The organism is Actinoplanes sp. NPDC051470, from assembly GCF_040682035.1.
Classification (GTDB): domain Bacteria; phylum Actinomycetota; class Actinomycetes; order Mycobacteriales; family Micromonosporaceae; genus Actinoplanes.
The window spans coordinates 1-18,992 of record NZ_JBFBAA010000010.1; the positions used below are offsets into that span (position 1 = coordinate 1).

At 69.9% G+C, this 18,992-nt stretch carries 12 protein-coding genes; 6 read left to right on the forward strand and 6 right to left on the reverse strand.

From position 1 onward, the window contains the following. Window positions 1-425 precede the first annotated feature (425 nt). Complete coding sequence (locus AB0M54_RS18890) at window positions 426-2,495, forward strand: GGDEF domain-containing protein (protein WP_364472717.1); 2,070 nt, start codon at window positions 426-428, stop codon at window positions 2,493-2,495. 899 nt (window positions 2,496-3,394) lie between these two features. On the opposite strand, the gene AB0M54_RS18895 is transcribed toward AB0M54_RS18890, so the two are convergent. The 3 genes from AB0M54_RS18895 to AB0M54_RS18905 are packed head-to-tail and all read right to left on the reverse strand — an operon-like array spanning window position 3,395 to window position 6,836. Next, window positions 3,395-4,585: a pyridoxal-dependent decarboxylase gene (locus tag AB0M54_RS18895; RefSeq protein WP_364472719.1), complete on the reverse strand. Its 1,191-nt coding sequence runs from the start codon at window positions 4,583-4,585 to the stop codon at window positions 3,395-3,397. Beyond that, window positions 4,582-5,379 carry a hypothetical protein gene (locus tag AB0M54_RS18900; RefSeq protein ID WP_364319143.1) on the reverse strand — a complete coding sequence of 266 codons (798 nt, stop codon included), beginning with the start codon at window positions 5,377-5,379 and terminating at the stop codon, window positions 4,582-4,584. Before AB0M54_RS18900 ends, AB0M54_RS18895 begins: the two co-directional genes overlap by 4 nt. A 5-nt stretch (window positions 5,380-5,384) precedes the next feature. Further along, window positions 5,385-6,836, reverse strand: a complete 1,452-nt coding sequence (locus tag AB0M54_RS18905; RefSeq protein ID WP_364319144.1) for an APC family permease — start codon at window positions 6,834-6,836, stop codon at window positions 5,385-5,387. Window positions 6,837-8,522: 1,686 nt separating this feature from the next. Here AB0M54_RS18905 and AB0M54_RS18910 point away from each other — a divergent pair. Continuing rightward, window positions 8,523-8,945 carry a transposase gene (locus AB0M54_RS18910; RefSeq protein ID WP_364472721.1) on the forward strand — a complete coding sequence of 141 codons (423 nt, stop codon included), beginning with the start codon at window positions 8,523-8,525 and terminating at the stop codon, window positions 8,943-8,945. 205 nt (window positions 8,946-9,150) lie between these two features. Here the strand turns inward: AB0M54_RS18910 and AB0M54_RS18915 are convergent, their stop codons facing one another. Together AB0M54_RS18915 and AB0M54_RS18920 are read right to left on the reverse strand one after the other, a co-directional pair. After that, window positions 9,151-9,750, reverse strand: a complete 600-nt coding sequence (locus tag AB0M54_RS18915) for a hypothetical protein (protein WP_364472723.1) — start codon at window positions 9,748-9,750, stop codon at window positions 9,151-9,153. Then, entirely contained in the window at window positions 9,750-12,386 is a 2,637-nt protein-coding gene (locus AB0M54_RS18920; RefSeq protein ID WP_364472725.1) for a TerD family protein, read from the reverse strand. Before AB0M54_RS18920 ends, AB0M54_RS18915 begins: the two co-directional genes overlap by 1 nt. A 41-nt stretch (window positions 12,387-12,427) precedes the next feature. On the opposite strand from AB0M54_RS18920, the gene AB0M54_RS18925 reads away from it, so the two are divergent. Continuing rightward, window positions 12,428-13,834, forward strand: coding sequence for a hypothetical protein (locus AB0M54_RS18925; protein WP_364472727.1), 1,407 nt, complete (start codon window positions 12,428-12,430; stop codon window positions 13,832-13,834). 102 nt (window positions 13,835-13,936) lie between these two features. Here the strand turns inward: AB0M54_RS18925 and AB0M54_RS18930 are convergent, their stop codons facing one another. After that, window positions 13,937-14,410, reverse strand: coding sequence for a hypothetical protein (locus AB0M54_RS18930; protein WP_364472729.1), 474 nt, complete (start codon window positions 14,408-14,410; stop codon window positions 13,937-13,939). 674 nt (window positions 14,411-15,084) lie between these two features. On the opposite strand from AB0M54_RS18930, the gene AB0M54_RS18935 reads away from it, so the two are divergent. From AB0M54_RS18935 to AB0M54_RS18945, 3 genes are read left to right on the forward strand one after another with little or no spacing between them, the layout of a single operon-like run. After that, a complete protein-coding gene (locus AB0M54_RS18935) occupies window positions 15,085-16,221 on the forward strand; it encodes a hypothetical protein (RefSeq protein WP_364472731.1) in 1,137 nt (378 codons plus the stop codon). Beyond that, window positions 16,191-16,892: an SbcC/MukB-like Walker B domain-containing protein gene (locus AB0M54_RS18940; protein WP_364472733.1), complete on the forward strand. Its 702-nt coding sequence runs from the start codon at window positions 16,191-16,193 to the stop codon at window positions 16,890-16,892. Before AB0M54_RS18935 ends, AB0M54_RS18940 begins: the two co-directional genes overlap by 31 nt. Then, window positions 16,885-18,348, forward strand: coding sequence for a TIGR02679 domain-containing protein (locus AB0M54_RS18945; protein ID WP_364319156.1), 1,464 nt, complete (start codon window positions 16,885-16,887; stop codon window positions 18,346-18,348). Before AB0M54_RS18940 ends, AB0M54_RS18945 begins: the two co-directional genes overlap by 8 nt. Window positions 18,349-18,992 lie beyond the last annotated feature (644 nt).

Genomic DNA, 18,992 nt, shown 5'->3' on the forward strand with positions numbered 1-18,992 from the left:
CTTGTTTGCATCGGCGTTTCCATGAACCATTCGGCCATCCTAGACGGAGCGAACTTATCGAAGGCCCCTTCTTCTGAAGCGCACGGATCTGCCGCGCACCGTGCGCGGTTCCGGCTTCGGCAAGTAGCAAGATGGGCCGAGTTGCGCCAGCGGGCGATGCCGGACGAGGGCGCTCGAAGGCCCATATACGTGCCGGTGCTGGCTGGATACGTGATTGGGTTGGCACATGCACCGGCAGAACGCGACCTACGCCGGCTGTGGCTGCTCTACGCCTCCAACGCACGTCCCCTCAAACTCTCCCTCGCCCCGCCCGGCGGCAACCTGGTGGCTGTTGCCCCTCGCTCGCGAGGCTGGACGGAGCGGGAAGCCGTTCTGGCCCGGAACCCTAAGGTTCGATGTCTCTTGACCGAAGGGGTTGGAGTCCGGTGCCCACTGACGCCGAGCATGCGAGGGATGAGGGGCCTGCCGAGATGGTGCTTCCCCAAGCCGATCGCGCACTGCGGTACGTCGCCGTCGCCGCGATGCTGGTCAACATGGGCACGGCGGGTTGGCACGCGCTCGACGTGGCGGGCTGGTCGACGCAGTTCGTGGTCTCTCTGTTCGGCGGCGGGCTCTCGATGGTGATCGGAGCCGCATTGGCGGCGCGGGTCGGGTGCCGCGCCGAGGCCGGCGGGGCGCGTTGGTTCTGGTGGCTGCTCGCCGGCGGGTACCTGGGCATGGGTGGGGCGTCCTGCAGCAGCCTGCTCGCGGAGCTGAACGGCGAGTCAGTCGGGTACGGGATCGGCACTCCGGTCTCCCGGGTGTTCGCCATCGCGACCATGGTTCTCGTCGTGGTTGCGATCCTGCGACTCCCCGTTCGACATGCTCGGGCAGGTGGCGGCCGGCGACGGCTCGCGCTGGACATGACCATCGTGATGCTCGCAACGGTGGTGTACGTCTCCTACTTCATGTTGGCGATCTGGCTGCGACAGCCGGGTGATGGCGTCGTGGCCATCTCCACGCTGTTGCGGGCCTGTGGGGTATTCGTTGTCGTCTTCGCTGTCACACGTGTGATGGTGGCCGGCTCGGCAGCGGTCAACCGGTTGACTCTTGGGCTGTTCGCGCTCGCGGGGCTGACGGAGGTCGTTCGAGCTGGGCTGGCCGTCGCACTCGCCGACACCGACAGGATGTCCATCGCCCTCGCCGTGTCGGCGATCTTCCGTGCGCTGCTCATCGCGGTGCCGTTGGTGGCGATGATGGCGATGATGGCAATGGGCTCACAACGGCCCGCCTCCGATCAACGCAGACGGCCGTTCAGTCTCCTGCCCTACGCGGCGGTCGCGGCGACCTACGCGCTGCTGGTGCCGGCCTTCCTGAACGGCCCCACCGCTCGCGGCGTGATCGTGCTCGTCGGAGCGATCGCGATGACCGCACTGGTCGTGATCCGGCAGGCTTCGGTACTGACAGACAACGCTCGCCTGCTGGGCCGCCTCGACACCACGCTCAGCCGAGAGCAGCGGCTGGCTGAAGCCGGTACCGAGCTGATCGGCGCGGGCGGTCCCGAGGACATCTACCGCATCGCCGCTGAGGCCGGACGCGCACTGCTCGCCGGCCTCTCGGCGGCCACGTGCTCGGTCGCCGTGGTGGCGGCTGACTACTCGACGGCACAGGTGGTCGCAGTGGCGGGTGACGACGCCCGGCCGCCGCTTGGTTCCACCATCGCGATCCCGTCCGCGCTCGCCGAACGGCTGGTCGGTGGCGAGCCGCTGGTGTGTGACGACGTTTTCCACACCGATGCGGCGGACGAAACAGGGCACTGTCTGCTGGCACTGGTCGTCGATCGGCGTCTCGTGGCCGTGCTGACCGCGACCGCCGACGGCCCGATCGGTGCCGACGCCGTGAAGGCACTGGACACGCTGCGCACTCAGCTGACCCTCGCGTTGGAGAATGCGGCCAGTACGGCCGAACTGCGCCACCTGGCCATGCACGATCCGCTGACCGGCTTGGCCAATCGTGCCTTCCTCCACGAGCGGCTTCGGCAGGCGCTGGCCCGCTCCCGCCGGCACACCGCCGATACGGCAGTGCTGCTGCTCGACCTCGATCGCTTCAAGCAGATCAACGACACGCTCGGCCACGAGGCCGGTGATGAGGTGCTGCGCGAGGTCGCCCGGCGGATCGATCAGGCCGTACGGACCGAGGACACCGCGGCCCGGCTCGGCGGCGACGAGTTCGCCGTCCTGGTCGAGGATCTCGCCGATGACGACGCTGCGGTAACCATCGCCGAGCGCATCACCGCATCGCTCGGCCGACCGGTTACCTTCGGAGGGCACCCGCTCTCGATCGGGGCGAGCATTGGCATCGCCTACTCCGAGGACGGCCCCGTTGACCCGGACGACATCATGCGCCGTGCCGACGCGGCGATGTACCACGCCAAGCGGGAGGGTCTCGCCCATTACTGCGCGATCGTCCCAGACGCCTCCTCCCTCCGGCGCACCCAGATAGCAACTCGACTCTGACGTGCAGGCGCCGAACCCGCCAAGACACTGCGGCTCAGATCCCGCTGCTGAAGAAGACCACCAAGCGTCGGCCGGGTCGGTCGGCTCCCAGCCCATGACCACATCCATCATCGGGTTCCAGACCTGCACCCAGCCACCCGACTCGGCGGCATAGAGGGCGTCGGGCTTGAGGGCGCTTGTAGCCTGGTCGGCTGCCTGCTGCTTGAAGGAAGTGAGAACCGAGCGGCGGTGTTCAGTACGTAAGGGCAATGCGGGTGCGCGAAGATTCTAAACCTCGTTCTGCAGGCTGGGCGGAGCCGATGCTCGATGGGCAACTTCTCGTCTACGCACAGCTCGTTGTGAGCAGAGGTTTCGTCACCAGTGCTCGTACCGAAGGCCCTTCCTTATGTCCCCGCGACACGCCCACCCGCAAGGCATTGATGATCAACGTCACTGTCCACTGCGGACCCAGTTATTTCACGGGCTCTGAGAAGCCCGTCGCGGGCCGTCCAGGGCGGGTTGGCTGTCAGCCTCGCTCACTTCGGAGCTGCCGCTCGACTTCGACGTCAGATTATCAAACCAGCCCTTGATGCGGGCCGCGGGCGTCCCCCGTCACGTTCGTTGCGGTGGCCGTGGCTCTCGCGCTGACCGGCTACCTGGGCGGGGCGACATCGCGGCGGGCGGTGGCGCGGCTGGTGATCGGCGGGGCCCTGGCCATGACCGTCACGTTCGGCATCGGCCACCTGGTGGGCACGGCCGGCGGCTGGGATCGCCGACGGGTCGGGACCGTAGGCGCCGGATGTCTGGCTCTGGCATTGCCTCGTGGGTCAACGGCGTCGAAGCTGCCCCGCCGTCGACGCCGCGCAGAGCACGGGTGAACATGCTGACGTCGGTGCGGCGGACGGGGCGTGCGGAGGCGGTCAAGGTCGCGGTGCGGTCTGCACCGCCATCAGCCGTCGGCGGCGTTGGGCGGGGATCGGCCGCGACACCGAAAGGTCGTTGAGAAACTCGTCGATCTGATCTCGGGTGACACCCGGCATGCACACGATGTGGGCGGTCCTTCCGTTGGTGGCCAGCACCCACTTCGCCAGCACCGGCGGCGGCGGTTGATCGAGGGTGACGGTGAAGGCGTGTGGGTTGAGAGCGGTAGGCCAGCCGATCTTCTGCAGTCTGTGGTGGGTGTAGGTGGCCAGCTCGCGGGAGGCTTCGGCGCGTTGGCGCAGCCCGTGCGGGCCGAGGGTGTTCAGTGCCCACCACAGCAGCAGTGGGGTGTGTCCGGAGCGGGAGCCGGTGATGGTTGAGTCGGCGCTGCCGGTGTAGGCGACTCGGCCGCCGCCGGTGGCGGCCGGTGGTTCGGCGTAGATCAGGACCCCGCAGGGCATGAGTGTGCTCAGGAACTTGTGCCCGCTGATCACCATGCTGGTGGCGCCGGCCGTGAAGTCGAACGAGGGACGAACCCCGTCCGGGAGCGTCGCGTAGGGGATCCCGCCGAGGGCGGCGTCGACATGGATGCGGCGGCGGGTCACCGCCAACTCATCACAGACGTCCGTGATAGCGGCGACGTCGTCCACGGCTTCCGTCATGGTGGTGCCGGCGGTGGCGACGATCATTGCCGAGCGTTCCCGGCGTCGTGCCAGCTCTGCGCGCAAGTCGACGATGTCCATCCGGCCGAACGCGTCGGTGCGGACCGTGACCACGGGCAACTTCAGCAGCCGTGCACCCTTCACGATCGAGTAATGGCCGCTGGTCGAGGTGTAGACAACCAAGTCGCGGTAGCGCAGCCAGGCTGCGTCCAGGGCATGCAGCGTGCCCTCACTTGCGCCGGTGGTGAGGTATCCCCACCGGCTTGGTGGGGCGCGCAGCAGGTCGGCGACGGTGGCGATGACCTGTTGTTCGATCTCCTTGGTGTGGTTACGGCCGTGGCCGAGGTCCCAAGGGTCGCCGACGTTGTTGAGCAGTTGCCCGGTCAGGATCTGCGCGAGGGCGGGAAAACCCAGGTCGGTAGCGCCGGGAAAGCCGATGTCGTAGCGGCGCGCGGCGCGGGCGTCGGTGAGCAGCTTCACCAGGGCTAACTCCGGATCACCGCCGGTGTCGGTGCTCGGGAGGATCACGACTGCCTCCGGTGGGACCGGGATGTCTGCGCCTGCTGGCGGGCGACCAGCCGGGCGTTGTCGGCCCGCCACAGGCTGAGGTTGAGTTCATCCATCCAGCGCAGCACGGCGCCGTGGGCAGGATCCTCCTGAAGCTGCTTCACCATGACCGTTCCCCACCGGTACGGAGAGTCGAACGGTGACAGGCTCAACGGGTTCGTGGCCTGCACGGTCAGGGTATTGAAGTCGGACAGGCCCCGCCGGTCACAGACGATCGTCGTGGGGTCGGTCATGAGGATGCGGATCTGGCCGGGAACGTCCTCGTAGCTGTCCACCGTGGAGCACGCGTGTTCCCAGGTGCCGGTGCAGGTGTCGAGGCTGGAGACGCCGATCCCGACGTAGTAGGCGTCGGCCGCCATGTCCTCGTCCACCCGGTTCGCCAGGTCGCGGCGCAGGTCGAAGCTCGGATTCCCGGCCTGTTCGGCTATCGCCTTGTTGAGGTCGTACAGCAGCCGCGGCAGGTCGGCTGCCTCCGGACCGGCCAGCCACAGCTTCGTGGCCGCGCGCAGCGTCAGCCACTCTGGCCGGGAGCCGGGTTGCGCGAAGAGGAACGCCATCGCGTACGCGGCGATCGGGTCGCGGTACCGGTTTTCCCAAGCGTGCATCGCATGCTGGATGTTCATGTAACGCAGCCGCTGTACGGCCTGCTGGCGCAGGTTCACCTCGCGCTTGATGTCGCGGGGTGGTGCGGTCTGCTCGGGCGTTGCGGCGTTCGCCGGGGCACCGAACCGGGGGTCTCCGTTGGTGTCGGTCATCACCACTACACCGCCAGGCCGGACAGCCGTTGGTCCTGCACGGTGAGGGGATTCGGCGCGCCGTGCCCGAGCCGCCGGTAGACCTCCGGTCGGGTGCGACGCAGCCAATGGCCCCGGGCCAGACCGATCAACGCCGCGGCTACAGCCAGCGCGGGCACCAGCCACGGCAGTGCCGACCCGGCAGGAGTGCCGAGCAGCGAGGACAGGTTGCCGGCCATGAATACCAGCACGAGGACTCCCACCACGGCGCCGAGGCTCGGGAAGACCTGGCGCACCCACGCCGACTCGCGGGTACCGCCACCGGCGGTGAAGTACGCCCGCGCCGCCACCGAGGACAGTGTCAGCAGCAACAGGATGGAGAACGCGCCGATGGTGGACAGCCACACGAACATCGTCATCGGATCGGCACCCGTGCCGGCGAAGACGCCGACGACGATGGCGGCCACCGTCGACTGCACCAGCGAGCCGCCCAGCGGTGCACCGCCAGTCGTGCCGCCGCTGACCCGCGCCAACCCGGCCGGCAGTACGTCCTCGCGCGCCAACGCGAACACGTATCGGGCGTTCGTCGCGTGGAAGGACACCTTCGCGGCCAGCACACTGGTCACCAGCAACGCCGTCGCCATCGCGGTCACCGCCGGCCCGTACATCTGGCCGAGCACGACCAGCGGCGCACGGTCCGGATCGGCAGCGGCCTCGACCACCCGGGCCGGGCCGACGGCTTCCGCGTACGCCCAGGCCGACAGGGCGTAGAAGACTCCCAGGAACGTGACCCCGCCATACGCCGCCCGGAGAACGGCCTTGGACGAGCGGGCCTCCTCACCGAACGCCGGTGGACTCTCCGCGCCCGTGAACGCCGCCATCGCGAACGCCAGCGCCCCGGAGATCCCCGGTGTCAGCAGATTGCCTGCCATCAGCGGCGTCACGCTTACCGCACCGTCAGCGGGATTCGTGAATGCGGCGATGTCGAACAACACGATCGTGGCGATTTCCACCGCCAGCAAGCTGCCGAGGATCACCGCGTTCGTCGCTCCGCGAAAGCGGCCCAGCACCGCCACCGCCGCCCAGGCCCACGCCGCCGACACCCACCACGCACCACCGATAATCCCGGCGACGGTGGCTCCAATCAGCCCGTACAGCGAGATCTGGATCGCGTTGTAGCCCAGAAACGCCATCGCCGCCCCGGCCACCCCGACCGCCGGATTGAGCCCGCGCGCCAACTGGGCATAGAACGGGGCGCTGTGCGGGACGTGCCGGGACATCGCCACGTAGCCGACCAGGAGCAGCCCCAGCACGACCATGATCACGAGGAAGGACAGCGGCACACCGACCACACCGGTCAATGTGTACGTCGCGACCACACCACCAACCAGCACCGTCAACGGCGAACTGGCACCAGCGGCGAACACGAACAGGGCGCCTCCGCCCAAGGACCGACGCGACAGAGTGGCCTGGCTCATGCCGCCTCCACCCCCGCCGCGGGCAACTGCGCGCGAGGACAGTCCAGAGCTTTGCAGTCCCGGCGCACCACCCACCGAACCGTCGAGCCACCGGCAAACCCGACATCGATGCCCCTGAATGGTTGGCGAGCGCGGCGTCGTACCCCGTGCCGAGCCATTCCTATCTTGAGACCGCCCACGGCGGAATCCCTCCCCAGAACTGTTTGGTCACCGCCGAGTCGCCGGCTTCCCAGCGACGGCAGGCGACGTTGTCATGGCGCCCGCGCCGGCTCGGCCAACGCGGCGCCGGTGGAGCAGGCTCGTTGCTGTTCACGGAAACGTCCGCCCGCCGCCGCGCCCTGATCGCAGCGACGACAAGCGGGGCCTATGCGCGCGGAACGAACCGGATGTCCTCGACCGCGCCGCCCCTCTCAATCCGAACGAACAGACGCACCAACACCCTCGCCCGGACGGTTAGTCCGGCCGCCGGCGGTCAACCCCGGAACGGCCCGCTCGACCGCGCCGGACACACGACGTTCGATCGTGCTCGCATCGATCGGCCACAATCGGCTGTCACCGAGGCTCAGGTACTCCCGCGCGCCGTCGAGCCCGCCGCGGCGGCAGAACGCCGGACCGCAGGCGCACAACAGCGGCGCCGGACCGAGAGCATTGGCGTGCGAGATGGCTTCCGTCGTCTCCGAGCCGCGCAGCCGTGGTGTGACGACGTAGCCGCATTGTCGGTCGCGAGCATGTCGCCGCGACCGACAGCACGGGCGGCGGGTCCGGTCCCGACGCACGGGAGCAGCTCGTGACCGGAGGCGAAGGTGGCATTCACGCATCGATGTTGGTCTCCACGAGAACGCGCATGTGGTGCGTCGAACGTCGGTGATTCCGGACTCGATACCCGGCGGCCACACGCTCACGCCTCCCTAGATGTGCCGATGACGCACCTGATTCAGGTACCGGCGCCCGGCTGGCCGTGGTCAACCCCCGGGCAACCGCTCGGAGGTGGACGGGCCGATCTCACCGGCCGCGATCACCCGTGCCAGTCCGCTGTCACGCTGCGCCGTGACGGATGACAAGGCGTGTCTGCATCCCGAAATCGGCCGACACGATCAACCTCTCGTCTTCGCGCCAAGCGTACGGGCAAAGCCCGCTGATCAGGTCGAGGTTCACCCGTCTGAGGATGGCTGCGGCGGCGCGGAGGGAGAGGCTGCGCCGGGCACCAGAAGGGTGCCCGTGATGATGCATCGAACCGCGGTGGACCATACTTGGAAGAATAAGAACCGAATTATCGCAGCTCAAGGGCCTGATGTGGTCGTGAACGCTGTCCGTCGACGATCGTGACCCGCCCTCTAGCGGTTGGCGGTAGGCGTTGATGCGGTCGTGGTACCCGTCGCTAATAGCTGATCATGTCGGTTCGAGCTGGCAACACTGATCCCACCGAGTGAGCCACAGGACGTATAGGGGCGTAACTGACGGATCATGGGGTGAGGTCGGGAACGGCGCGAAGCCAGTCGAAAGTTTTGCGCCCACCGCAGCCGCCTCTGTCAGAGCCCGTGAAATGACTGGGTCCGCAGTGGACAGTGACGTTGATCATCAATGCCTTGCGGGTGGGCGTGTCGCGGTGACATAAGGAAGGGCCTTCGGTACGAGCACTGGTGACGAAACCTCTGCTCACAACGAAGGCCCAACGATGGTGGGCTATTGCTGATGGTCCTGGTCACCGGCGCGGCGGTGCAGGACCGAGACGGCGGCCGGCTCCTGCTGTGGGTCCTGGCCACCTGTTTCCGCCGGGTCCGGATGGTCTGGGTCGACGGCGCCTACCGTGGCGCTTTGCTCACCTACGGTGCCGGGTTGGGGCTGTTGGTCGAGGTCGTCGCGAAACTCGCCGACCAGGTCGGGTTCAAGGTGTTACCTCGCAGATGGGTCGTTGAGCGCACGTTTTCGTGGATCAGTCGCTGCCGCCGGACCGTACGGGACTATGAACGACGACCCGAGCACCATGCGGCGATGGCGCAGTGGGCCATGGTCATCATCATGACCCGCCGATTGGCCCGCAAACCGACCTCGACCAACAAGCCCGTGATAGCCACGACCACGCCTACCGCGGCCACAAAGGCCGCCTGACCCGGTTATTTCACGGGCTCTAAGATGATGAAGTTCCTTGCGGGCTCTGCGCTGCGCGGCAGTGCCGCGCTCCAGCCGCCACGACCTGCTCATCCACCTGCAGACCCGCCACGCGGCCAGACCCCTACCGCCGCTCGGGCGGGTCGGTGGCATGTGATCGCCGCGGCCCGCAACAGGCGAGGTCTCAAATGCGTCACTCGTCCAGCTACCAAGGGCGGATCAGTTCCTCGGGCCAGTACCGGCTCGGCAGGATCATGGTGGCGGCGGTCCTCGCCGGGTCCACCAGCAGCGGGAGCAGACGGCTCCGGACATGGTCGGCCGGCAGGTGGCGGCGCACGACGATGGTGCAGGTGAGGAACACGTGTCGGGCGCCGGCGAGCGCGGGCGGCACGGGCACCCGCACGGTCGGTTCGCGCCGCGTGCTCAACGTGTCGGCGATGGCTTGGTGTGCCCGGTCGGGCTGCGGCTCGCCCTTGAGCGGGAACACCGCGTCCGCGATTGTCCGCAGCCGCGTCGGTGTGCCGTCCATCGTGGGGTCGAGGCTGTAGACCAGGTGGGCGCGGTGATCCTCGTCTCCGGGCTTGAACAGCCGCTTGTTGGCCTGGACGATGTGTCCCCACACGATCCGGCCACCGCGACACAGCGCCGCCTGATCGGCCAGGATCTGGCGATAGAAGGCATGCGTCGGTTCGTCGCTCAACCAGCCCGGACGCGGGATCGACAGGTACGCGGCCGTCCCCCTGTCCGGGATCGAGCGCGACGGCGACCCGAACCGGTCCCGGCATCCCTGCAACCGGGCGTCCATCACGCCGTCCTCCCCACTTCTGTGCCGTCCGGCACGCGAATGGCGACGGTGCCGGCCGCGGTTACCACCGCCAGCCGCGGCGGTCCAGGCGGTGGGGCGCAGGCCACACCGTATGCGGGCGCGCCCAGGTCGATCCGGCGTGGCAGGTCGTACCCCGCGGCCCGTAGCGCGTCGTCTTCCGTGGTGTGCGCGGGCCCGCCGGTGTCCGGATCCCACAGCCGCACCGTGCCGTCGCTGCTGGCGCTGGCCAGGATCCACAGGAGGCCGTTCGGCGCCGGCAGCGCGCCGAACGACAACCCCCACACGGGTCCGAGGTGCCCGACCAGCGGCTCGCCGATCGGTTCTCCGCTCAGCACGTCCCACAACCGGATGGTGTTGTCGTCGCTGCCCGTGGCGATCGCGATCCGACCGCGTACCGGGCCGGGAGCCATCGCGCGGATCGGTGCGGTGTGTCCACGCAGCGGTCCGTGCAGCGCCGCCCGACGGTTCATGTCGAACACCGCGACTCCGAAGTCGGGCAGGCCGAAGGCGTACAGCTGCCGGCCGTCCGGCAGTTGGCAGTTGGTGCCGGTCGGCTGCCAGTTCGTGTCCGGATCGCCGGCCTCCCGCAGGCTGTCCGGGTCCCACGCGCGCTGACCGTCCGCGCCGCCCGTGAGCAGCGCCGGCACCCCGGACACCAGCTCGAACCGCACGTCGAGGACCGCGTCGTCGTGACCGGTCAGTGGCGGGGCGAGCGGGACGCCCGTGTCCGGGTCCAGCACCCGCACCGTCCTGTCCTGACCACCGGTGGCCAGGAACACGCGGCCGTGCCGCATGCCGTAGGCCACCGCGTACACCTCGCCGGTGTGCGTCGCGGACGCCGCCGGCTCGACCAGCGCTTCGAGGTCTATCCGGCGCACCGCATCGCGTCCGTGCACCACCACCGTGCGCTCCCCGACCCGGCCGACGGCGAGGCTGGTGACCGGGGCGGTGTGCCGGACCGGCTCGCGCAGCGCCGCGCCGGTGGTCGGATCCCACAGCCGCAGCGTCGCGTCGGCGCCGCCGGTGACGACGACCGGCCGGCCGCCGGCCTCGGTCAGGGCCAGGGCCAGCACTGCGTCCGTGTGCCCGGTCAGCGGCCGACCTGCCGGCTGACCCGTGTCCGCGTGGTGGATCCGGACCAACGGCCCGTCGGCGGACACGATCACCGGCCGGCCGGCGGTCACTCCGAACGCGAGCGCGCACACCGGGCCGTCGTGGCGGGTCGGCTGGCCGACCGGCTGCCCGGTGGCCAGGTCCCACACCCGCACCATGCCGTCGTCACCGCCGGAAACGGCGACCGGGCGCCCGCCGAGCGCACCGGCGGCCAGCGCCCGAACCCGGCCGGCGTGACCGGTGATCGGGTCTCCGACCGGCCTCCAGGCGGCAACGTCCCATCGCCGGAGGGTGCCGTCCGCGGCGCCCGACACCACCACGGGGCGGCCGTCGATGTGGCCGACGGCCAGCGCCCGGACCGGCGCGCGGTGCCCGATGAGCGGGTCACCGACCGGGGCGCCGCCGCCGGCGTCCCACATCCGCAGCGTGCCAGTCAGATCCCCGGTGAGGATCACGGTACGGCCGGCGTGCTCGGCGAAGGCGATCGCGAGGACGTTGTCCGCGTCCGGGCCAAGGTGTCCGGCCTGGTCGAAACCGAGCGGCGCGCCGGTGGCCGCGTCCCAGACGTGGACCCCGGACACCGATACCCCGTGCGCGACTGCCGCCGCCACCATCCGGCCGTCGGCCTCGCCGCACGCGAGCGCCCCGACGTGCCCGACCGGGCCGTACAGCGTGGTGTCGGGCAGCGGGCTACGCCATGCCGCCCAGTCCGTCCGCCATGCCAGGCGCCGCCCGGTCGCGGCCACGGCGTCCGCCAGCGCGCCGGCGCCTGTGCAGCGGGCCGCGAGATGGAGGTAGGCGGGGTGGTGTCCCTCCGGTACCTCCGCGAGCCGATCCTGGACGTGCCGGTACGCGGTAACGGTGGCGGCGTCGATCCGGTCGCCGGCCGGTGCCGGCGCCCGGCCGAGGATCCGGGCCACCGCACGCCGAATGGCAGAGGCGTCGTCCGCCCGGTCCGCGTCCGGCAGCTCGTCGACATGGTGGGCGGCGGCCAGGCCGGCCAGCCCATCGGCATACCCGTCGGAACCGGTCCGCATGCGCCACCGGCCGTCGACGCGGTGCAGCTCGACCGTCACCACGGCGTACTCCGTGGTCAGCCAGGTCATCGCGTATTCGGCGACGGGCACGCCGCGATGGTCGGCCAGCCGGACCACTGGCGCCGGCAGCTTGCCGAACGGCGGGCCGCCGGCCGGCAGGTCGGCGGCGATCACGACCCGGGCCACCTCGGTGGGCAACCAGTCCAGGTCCAGATCGAGCCGCCACGGCTGCCCGCCGGCCGGCCTGCGGCTCCGCGCGCCGGGCACCTGCGACGCCCGCACGATGCCCGCCGGCACCTCCGCGGTGGTGGTACGCCGGAACAGCAGTGCACTCAGCGCCACACCCGGTGGGCCGTGGACGGTCACCGCGAGCCGGCGGGCGGGCGGCTCGTGAGCAGAGCTCCATCGGACCAGTTCCAGGGTCGCCACGACGACAACTACGCGACCGAGCCGAAGTTCGTTCACCGCACTGCCGTATTCGCTGATCCTGACGTACCATCCCGCGAGTGTCTTCTCGCGTAGCGGCCACCGCGGCCCAGCTCCGGTCGGCCGAGCCGGCGACCAGGATCGCCGGGGCGCGCGCCCTGGCCGACCTGGTCCGCTGCTACGGCCTCGACGCCCTGCCGGCGCTGCTGGCCTCCATCGACGCGGCCGCCATCGAATTCCCCGGGGAAGGGAAGTTCCGCCCCACGGAAGAGCCTCGCCCGTACGCGTTCTACGAGCCGCTGCACGAAGGGTGGCGGGCCGCCGCCGAGGGTGACGCCGAGGCCGCCCACGAGTGGTACACGGCGCTGCTGGACCGGATCGAGGCGGCCGACCCGAAGACCGGGGCACGGCTGCTGCACGTGCTCACTCAGGATCCGTGGGCCAGCCCGAAAGGCGCCGGGTCGCCGTACGGCCCGCTGTTGGCGGCCAACGCCACGCGGGTGCTCGGGCTGTTGGCCGGGTGGACCGAAGCCGAGCAACCCGCCGGGCGGCCCGGAAGGCTGCTGCTGGCGATCCGCCAGCAGGCGACCCGACAGGATCCGATCATGGCCGAGCTGGTGCAGCTCGGCCCGGTCCTGCTGCCCGCTGACGCCACGGGCGGCGCGGGCGACTGGATCGACCTCGTCCTCGAGCGACACCCCGACCCGCTCGAAGGGCTTGCCGCGCTGCTCAGCGCGGTGCCGTACGCCGGGCCCCGCCGCCGCGACTATGCCGAGACGCTGCGCGGGTTGCTGGTCACCACGGATCGGGTGGACCTGCCGGACCTCGCCGTACGGCTGCGCCCGTACGCCGAGCGCTGGACCGACGACCAGCTCGAGCTGGTCGTCCGCGAGGTACTGCTGGGGACAGGTAAGGCGCGCCCGTCGCTGCCGGTCGTGCTGCGCCGGGCGCCGGACACCCGGGCGGTCCCGGAGATGCTGCTCGATCTGGGCCGGTCCACCCCGGCCCTGGCCGAGCTCTCGGTGGTGCTGGCCGACGCGCTCGCCCCGCGACCCGCCGAGCCACGGGCCGGCACCGGGGTGGTGTTCGCCGACGAGAACTTCAAGCTCGTGGTCATCAACCAACTCATGTACGAGCAGTCGGTGCTCACCCCGAAGTTCGACCGGGACGCCTTCATCGACTCGTTCGACGACCACGAGATCGAAGACACGAACGGGCCGACCGAGGAGGTGCTGGACTATTTCCGGGCACTCCCGCTGACCCCCGAGGACCTGGCGCAAGTCGTCGAGTTGGACGTCGATCCGTGCGCGGATATCTGGTCACAGATTGACGAGGGGTGGGGCGGAGAGGAGGACTACTTCGCCCCGACCACCTACGTCGACGTGGCGCATCTGCCGAACCTGCGAAAAATAGCCATCGACATGGACGCCGAGGAAGCCGACCTGTCGGCGCTCTATGCGAGGGGCATCGAGGTGGAGGTCGACTAGTCCCACGCCACTCGGTCAAGGCTGTGCGTGGCTGTCCAGGGGCGTGTCGCTCGGGCGCAGGAAAGCGAGTTCCGGTCCGGTTGCCGCCTCCGGCCACTGACGTCATTCCTCGACGGTGACCTCAAGGTCGTCGCGTTCGTACAGGGCGGACAGGTCGGTGTCCTCGTTGACCATGAAGTCGATATTGACCTTGCGCAGGTTCGGCAGGTGCGCCACGTCGACATAGGTAGCGGGGTGGAAGTGCTCCTCCCCCCCGCCCCACCCGCGGTCGATCTGGGACCAGATCCTGGCGGACGGGTCGACGTCCAGCTCGGTGATGAGGGCCAGGTGTTCCGGGGTCAACGGCAGCCGCTCGAAGTACTCCAGCACCTCCGGGTAGGGCCCGTTGGGATCTTCGATCTCATGCTCGTCGAACGTACGGAGGAACGTGTCCAGGTCGAACCTCGGGGTGAGGACCGACCGCTCGTACATGAGTTGGTTGATGACTACGAGCTTGACGTTGAGGTCGGCGAACGTCACTGCTGCTGTGGCTCGCTGTTCGGATGCCGCGCCAGCCACTGCTGCCGGTTCAGTCATCGCCGGAAGGTACCGGCCGGGCAACCAATGCGCAAGCAGTACTGCCGGTAGTGCTGCACCAGGCCCGCGCCGATGCCAGAGCGACCGGGCTGCCTGGTCGGCGACCCGTTTCGTCGATCCCCAGCTGCGTACTCGAGGGCCGTTCCCCGTCATCCCCACATCGGACACCGCGCGGGTGTCGGGGGTGCTGCACAGCAGCCGCGCACGGCCGGCCCCACTGGGCGCACCCGCGGGTCGTTCGCCGGGCTACTCCGCAACCTTTTCGGCCGCGTCGACGGCCCTCGCCAGCCCCCGTTGAGCAGCCGTCTTCGATGGCCTGTGGCGCGCCAGTCGCTCGATCGGGTAGTTGACCGGACTTCGGCTGACGTCAATTCTGTGGCGGTTCCGAACCCACGTTCCCAGGTGCGACCAATTCTGCCGGGCCCGGGCGCGTCCGGATGGAGTCCGGGCGTGCACCGTGGCGCTCCCAGCGGCCGTGAACTCGTGACGGAACTGTGCACCGAGATGCGTCGGAGAGGACGGCAGGATGAAGCGCAGTACCGGTTCGGCGTCGGCCAGAGGCGGGCACACGATCCACCCGGATCGCCGACTGCGACCGCCGGATCGCCGCCCTCGATCGAGACATCAACGAGGTCGAAACCGCCCGTGAATCCCGGCGGGAGATGCTGGGGGCGTTGGACCGGGCGGGTGCGACACTGCCGCCGCGCACCGCGATCACGCAGGCCGAACGCGATCTGGACCGGGCCGCGACCCTTCTTCGGGTACGCCGTGAGTCGGCTCTCGACGCCGCGGGCCGGCTCGACGCGGCCGTGGCCGGCCAGGCCGCCGCCGCCACCGGGCTGCGCCGGGCCAGCGCGGACCGGTCGTTGCCGGTGGAACGGCTGGACCCGACCGCCACCGCGCTGGATCGGTTCGACCGGCTCGGGATGGAGTTGCGGCACGCCCATGACAGCGCGGACATCGCCGGCGTGCCGGCCGGGGAGGCCGCCGAACGGCAGGCCGAGGCGGAGGAGAAGTCGGAGGCGGCCGGGCAGGCGGCGCGGACGGCGCACGCCCGGCACGACGAGAAGGACGAGGAACTGCGCACTCTGTCGGCGTCGATCGGGGCCGAGGCGACCCGGGTGCTGGCCGAGGTGGCTGACACCGAAGAGGCGGTCACCGGCGCGGAACAGGCCCTGGAACAGGCCAGGGCAGCGCACAGCGAGGCGTTGCAGAGCCGGGCCGGCGCGGTGGCACGGGTCGAGGTCGGCGAGCAGGCCGTGGGCGAGGCGATCGTCGAGGCGCGGCGCGAGGCGACACGGCTCCGGCCGTACGCTCAAAGTGATCTTCTTGGTCTGATGCGCTGCCCGCCGCACCTGCGGTGGCCAGCCGCCGACACCGCGGACGACGACCTCGATCCGGCGGTCGTGGGGCTGCACGAGGCGATCCTGACGGCCACCCGCGAGCTGAGCCCGACCGAGACCTCACTGAAGCAGAGCGCGACCCGGCTGACCAGCGCCCTCACCGACCTGCAGGCCCAGCTTCCGGCCGCCGGGCTCGACCACCGGCCGGAATGGGACACCGACGAGGGCCTCATCGTCGTGCGGGTCGCCGACGAGCAGGGTTTGACGCCGGTCGCGCACTTCGCCGAACGGATCGCCGGCGAACGCCGCGACCAGGAGCAACTGCTCACCGACGCGGAGCAGCGGGTTTTGAGGACGCGCTGCTGGGCCAGCTGGCCGGGCAGATCCACCGGCGTACGATCGAGGCCCGCGACCTGGTCGACGCAATGGATCAGCAGATGCGTGCCCGGCGGATGTCGTCCGGCCTGACCGTCGGTGTGGGCTGGCGGCTCTCCGACGACCTCGACCCGGAACAGCGTGAGGTGTGCAAGCTGCTCGAACGCGACCCGGCGCGACTCGGCCCAGGTCAGCTGACCACCCTGCGGCGGCACTTCGCGGCCCGGATCAAGTCGGTCCGGGCCCAGGCTCCGGAGAAGCCCTACCGGGAACTGCTGGCCGAGGTGCTGGACTACCGGCAGTGGCGGGTCTTCGCATTCACCCTGCACCGCCCCGGCGGGGTCAGTGAGCCACTCACCCGGGCCCGGCACAGCCAGCTCTCTGGCGGCGAGCAGTCGGTGTCGCTGCACCTGCCGCTGTTCGCGGCGGCCAACGCGCTGTTCGGGTCGGCCCGCCCGGGCGCACCCCGGCTGCTCGGCCTCGACGAGGCGTTCGCCAGCGTCGACGACAACGGGCGCGGCGAGCTGATGTCCCTGGCCAAACAGTTCGATCTGGATCTGTTCATGACCGGGTACGACCTATGGGCCACCCATCCGGCGGTGACCGGCTGCGCCCACTACGACCTGTCGCACTCCACGGTTGAACACGCCGTGTCGACGGTCCTGCTGGTCTGGGACGGCACCGTGAACGTGGCCGACTTCGACGGAACACTCGCCGCCGCGCTCGGCTCGCCCTCCACCCGTACGGTTGCGTCGCATGCCTGATCTCACCGCGGATCCAGGCTGGCGGCGGCTGCTCGCCGCTGCCCGGCGAAGCCTCGAACGCACCGGCGGTGACCTCTCCGGATCGGTCTCCCTCGCGGCTCCTGATGAGACGGAGCGGCACATCGTCATCGGTGTGACCGGAGTGCACCGGCCCGCCGGCGTCAGCCGGGTCTCCGTCCGCCTGGCCGAACTCGACGTCTTCCTGCGCGACGCGTACGGCACCGATCTGGTGTCGGCGGTAGGTCCGTTCCGGAACCGCCCTGGCGAACGCGCCCTCGTGGCCGAGGCCCGGGACTCGGCGCTCGCCATGGCCGCGACGAGCCGCCACGCCGGTGCCCCGTGGTTCGACAACTGGCTCGGCGCGCTGCGTGGCGACGGGACCCTCACCCGGATCGCCCGCGGCGGCCTCCCGTTCTCGCAGGTGCTGGCGGTGCTGGACGCCATGCCGGTCACCGCCGAGCCGATGCCGGTGTTCGCGGAGCGAATCCTCGGAGACACCAAGGCTCTGACCGACGGCCCGGTACGCGGGCTGGTCCTGCGCGCCCTGGCGGCATGGCACGGGACCGGTGTACCGACCGGCGCCGAGCAGGAACGGGCGCTGTGGGAACTGGCCGGCGTGGTTCCCGACGACCTGGCCAGCCAGGTACTGGTCTTGAACCTCCCCGCCTCCGGTGGCCCGCTCGGCGACTGGCTGTCCTCCGCCGCGGCCGCCCACGTGCCGTTCCGCGTCACCCTTCACCAACTTCGGCTAGGGCCTCTGACCCTGCCCAGCAAGGAGATCTTCGTCTGCGAGAACCCGGCGGTGCTGCGAGCCGCCGCCGGGCGCGGCACAGCCCCGCTGATCTGCACCGAAGGGGTACCGTCAGCCGCGGTCCACATGCTACTGGGCTACCGCGCCTCCGACGCCGTGATCCGCTGGCGCAACGATTTCGACTGGACCGGCCTACGGCTCACCGGCGCCGCCCTGGCCCGCTACCCGGAGGCCGTACCGTGGCGCATGTCCAGCGCCGACTACCGCACCGCCGACGCGACGGGCCTTCCCCTCACCGGAGTAGCCACAGCCACCGCCTGGGATCCGTCACTGGCCGAGGCGATGAGTCATGCGGACCGATCGGTGATGGAGCGCGCCGGCCACGGACCTCGAAAGCCGACGGCGCTACGGCGATTACCGCGGCGCCCCTGGACGCCCATCACTGGTGGCCCTGACCGGCGTGTCCAGGTTCCGACGGCAGAAGCCATGCGAAGCGGTGTTGTCGGGCCACCGGCGGCACGGAAAGCATGCCGGTCATGGCCAAAAGGGCGCTCCGCGACGTCGTCGTGGTGCTTCCGGGAATTACCCGGGAGTGTGTTGCGTGCGGACGTGACGTGTGGACGGCGCCTCCGTCGGGCAGGGCGTCCTGGTTCGGGAACAGGCGGTCGTACGAGCCCAGGTCCATCGAGCCGCGCAGCACCATGACCTCGTGCAGCAGAACCGTTCCGGCCGACCGGGCGATGGAAGCAAGTATCGGGTCGGTGAAGAAGACGCAGGCGTGCGCTCCACGTCCCGACTGCAAGATCTCCAAAGCCGCCGGGACGACACTGGCGCGGGTCACCATGCAGTAGCCCGGCAACCGAGTCAGCCGAGCCGGGCGAGTGACGGTTCGCGCAACGCCTCATTCGACCCACACGGATTCGCAGGTCAACAGGTTGTGGAGCTGAGGTTACGGCGTACGAACTCTTCGATCATGGCTCAGGGCTGTGACCTGGAGCTTCCGTTCGTTGGCGATCCGTCCACTTCACCACGATGGGAAGCGAGCGCGAAGAAGGCCTGAGGTTGGTGGCCCCTTCCCCGCCGCGAGGCAGGCCTTCGAACTCCCCTCGCTGCTGCCGAGGCCCGTCAAGAGGCAACCGGTCAAGTAGCCCGGAGGGTGAAGCGGGTGCCAGCCGGCCGCCGATTAGTCGGCATCCAGAGCGACCGGCTCTACCCGCTCTTCCACGTGATCGCCCACCGGGGCACCGGCGGGGGTGAGACCTTCGGCGCGCGATGGGTCGACCTCAACGAGGTCAAGCCTCACTCAAGGTCAGCGAGCAACTCGTCCAACTCGGGGTGGATGGTCGAAA

Excerpts from the sequence above, each read along its gene's own strand:
- AB0M54_RS18900 (WP_364319143.1), bottom strand. The coding sequence starts at position 5,379 with ATGACCGACACCAACGGAGACCCCCGGTTCGGTGCCCCGGCGAACGCC.
- AB0M54_RS18940 (WP_364472733.1), top strand. The coding sequence starts at position 16,191 with ATGCGTGCCCGGCGGATGTCGTCCGGCCTGACCGTCGGTGTGGGCTGG.
- AB0M54_RS18930 (WP_364472729.1), bottom strand. The coding sequence starts at position 14,410 with ATGACTGAACCGGCAGCAGTGGCTGGCGCGGCATCCGAACAGCGAGCC.
- AB0M54_RS18945 (WP_364319156.1), top strand. The coding sequence starts at position 16,885 with ATGCCTGATCTCACCGCGGATCCAGGCTGGCGGCGGCTGCTCGCCGCT.
- AB0M54_RS18915 (WP_364472723.1), bottom strand. The coding sequence starts at position 9,750 with ATGGACGCCCGGTTGCAGGGATGCCGGGACCGGTTCGGGTCGCCGTCG.
- AB0M54_RS18905 (WP_364319144.1), bottom strand. The coding sequence starts at position 6,836 with ATGAGCCAGGCCACTCTGTCGCGTCGGTCCTTGGGCGGAGGCGCCCTG.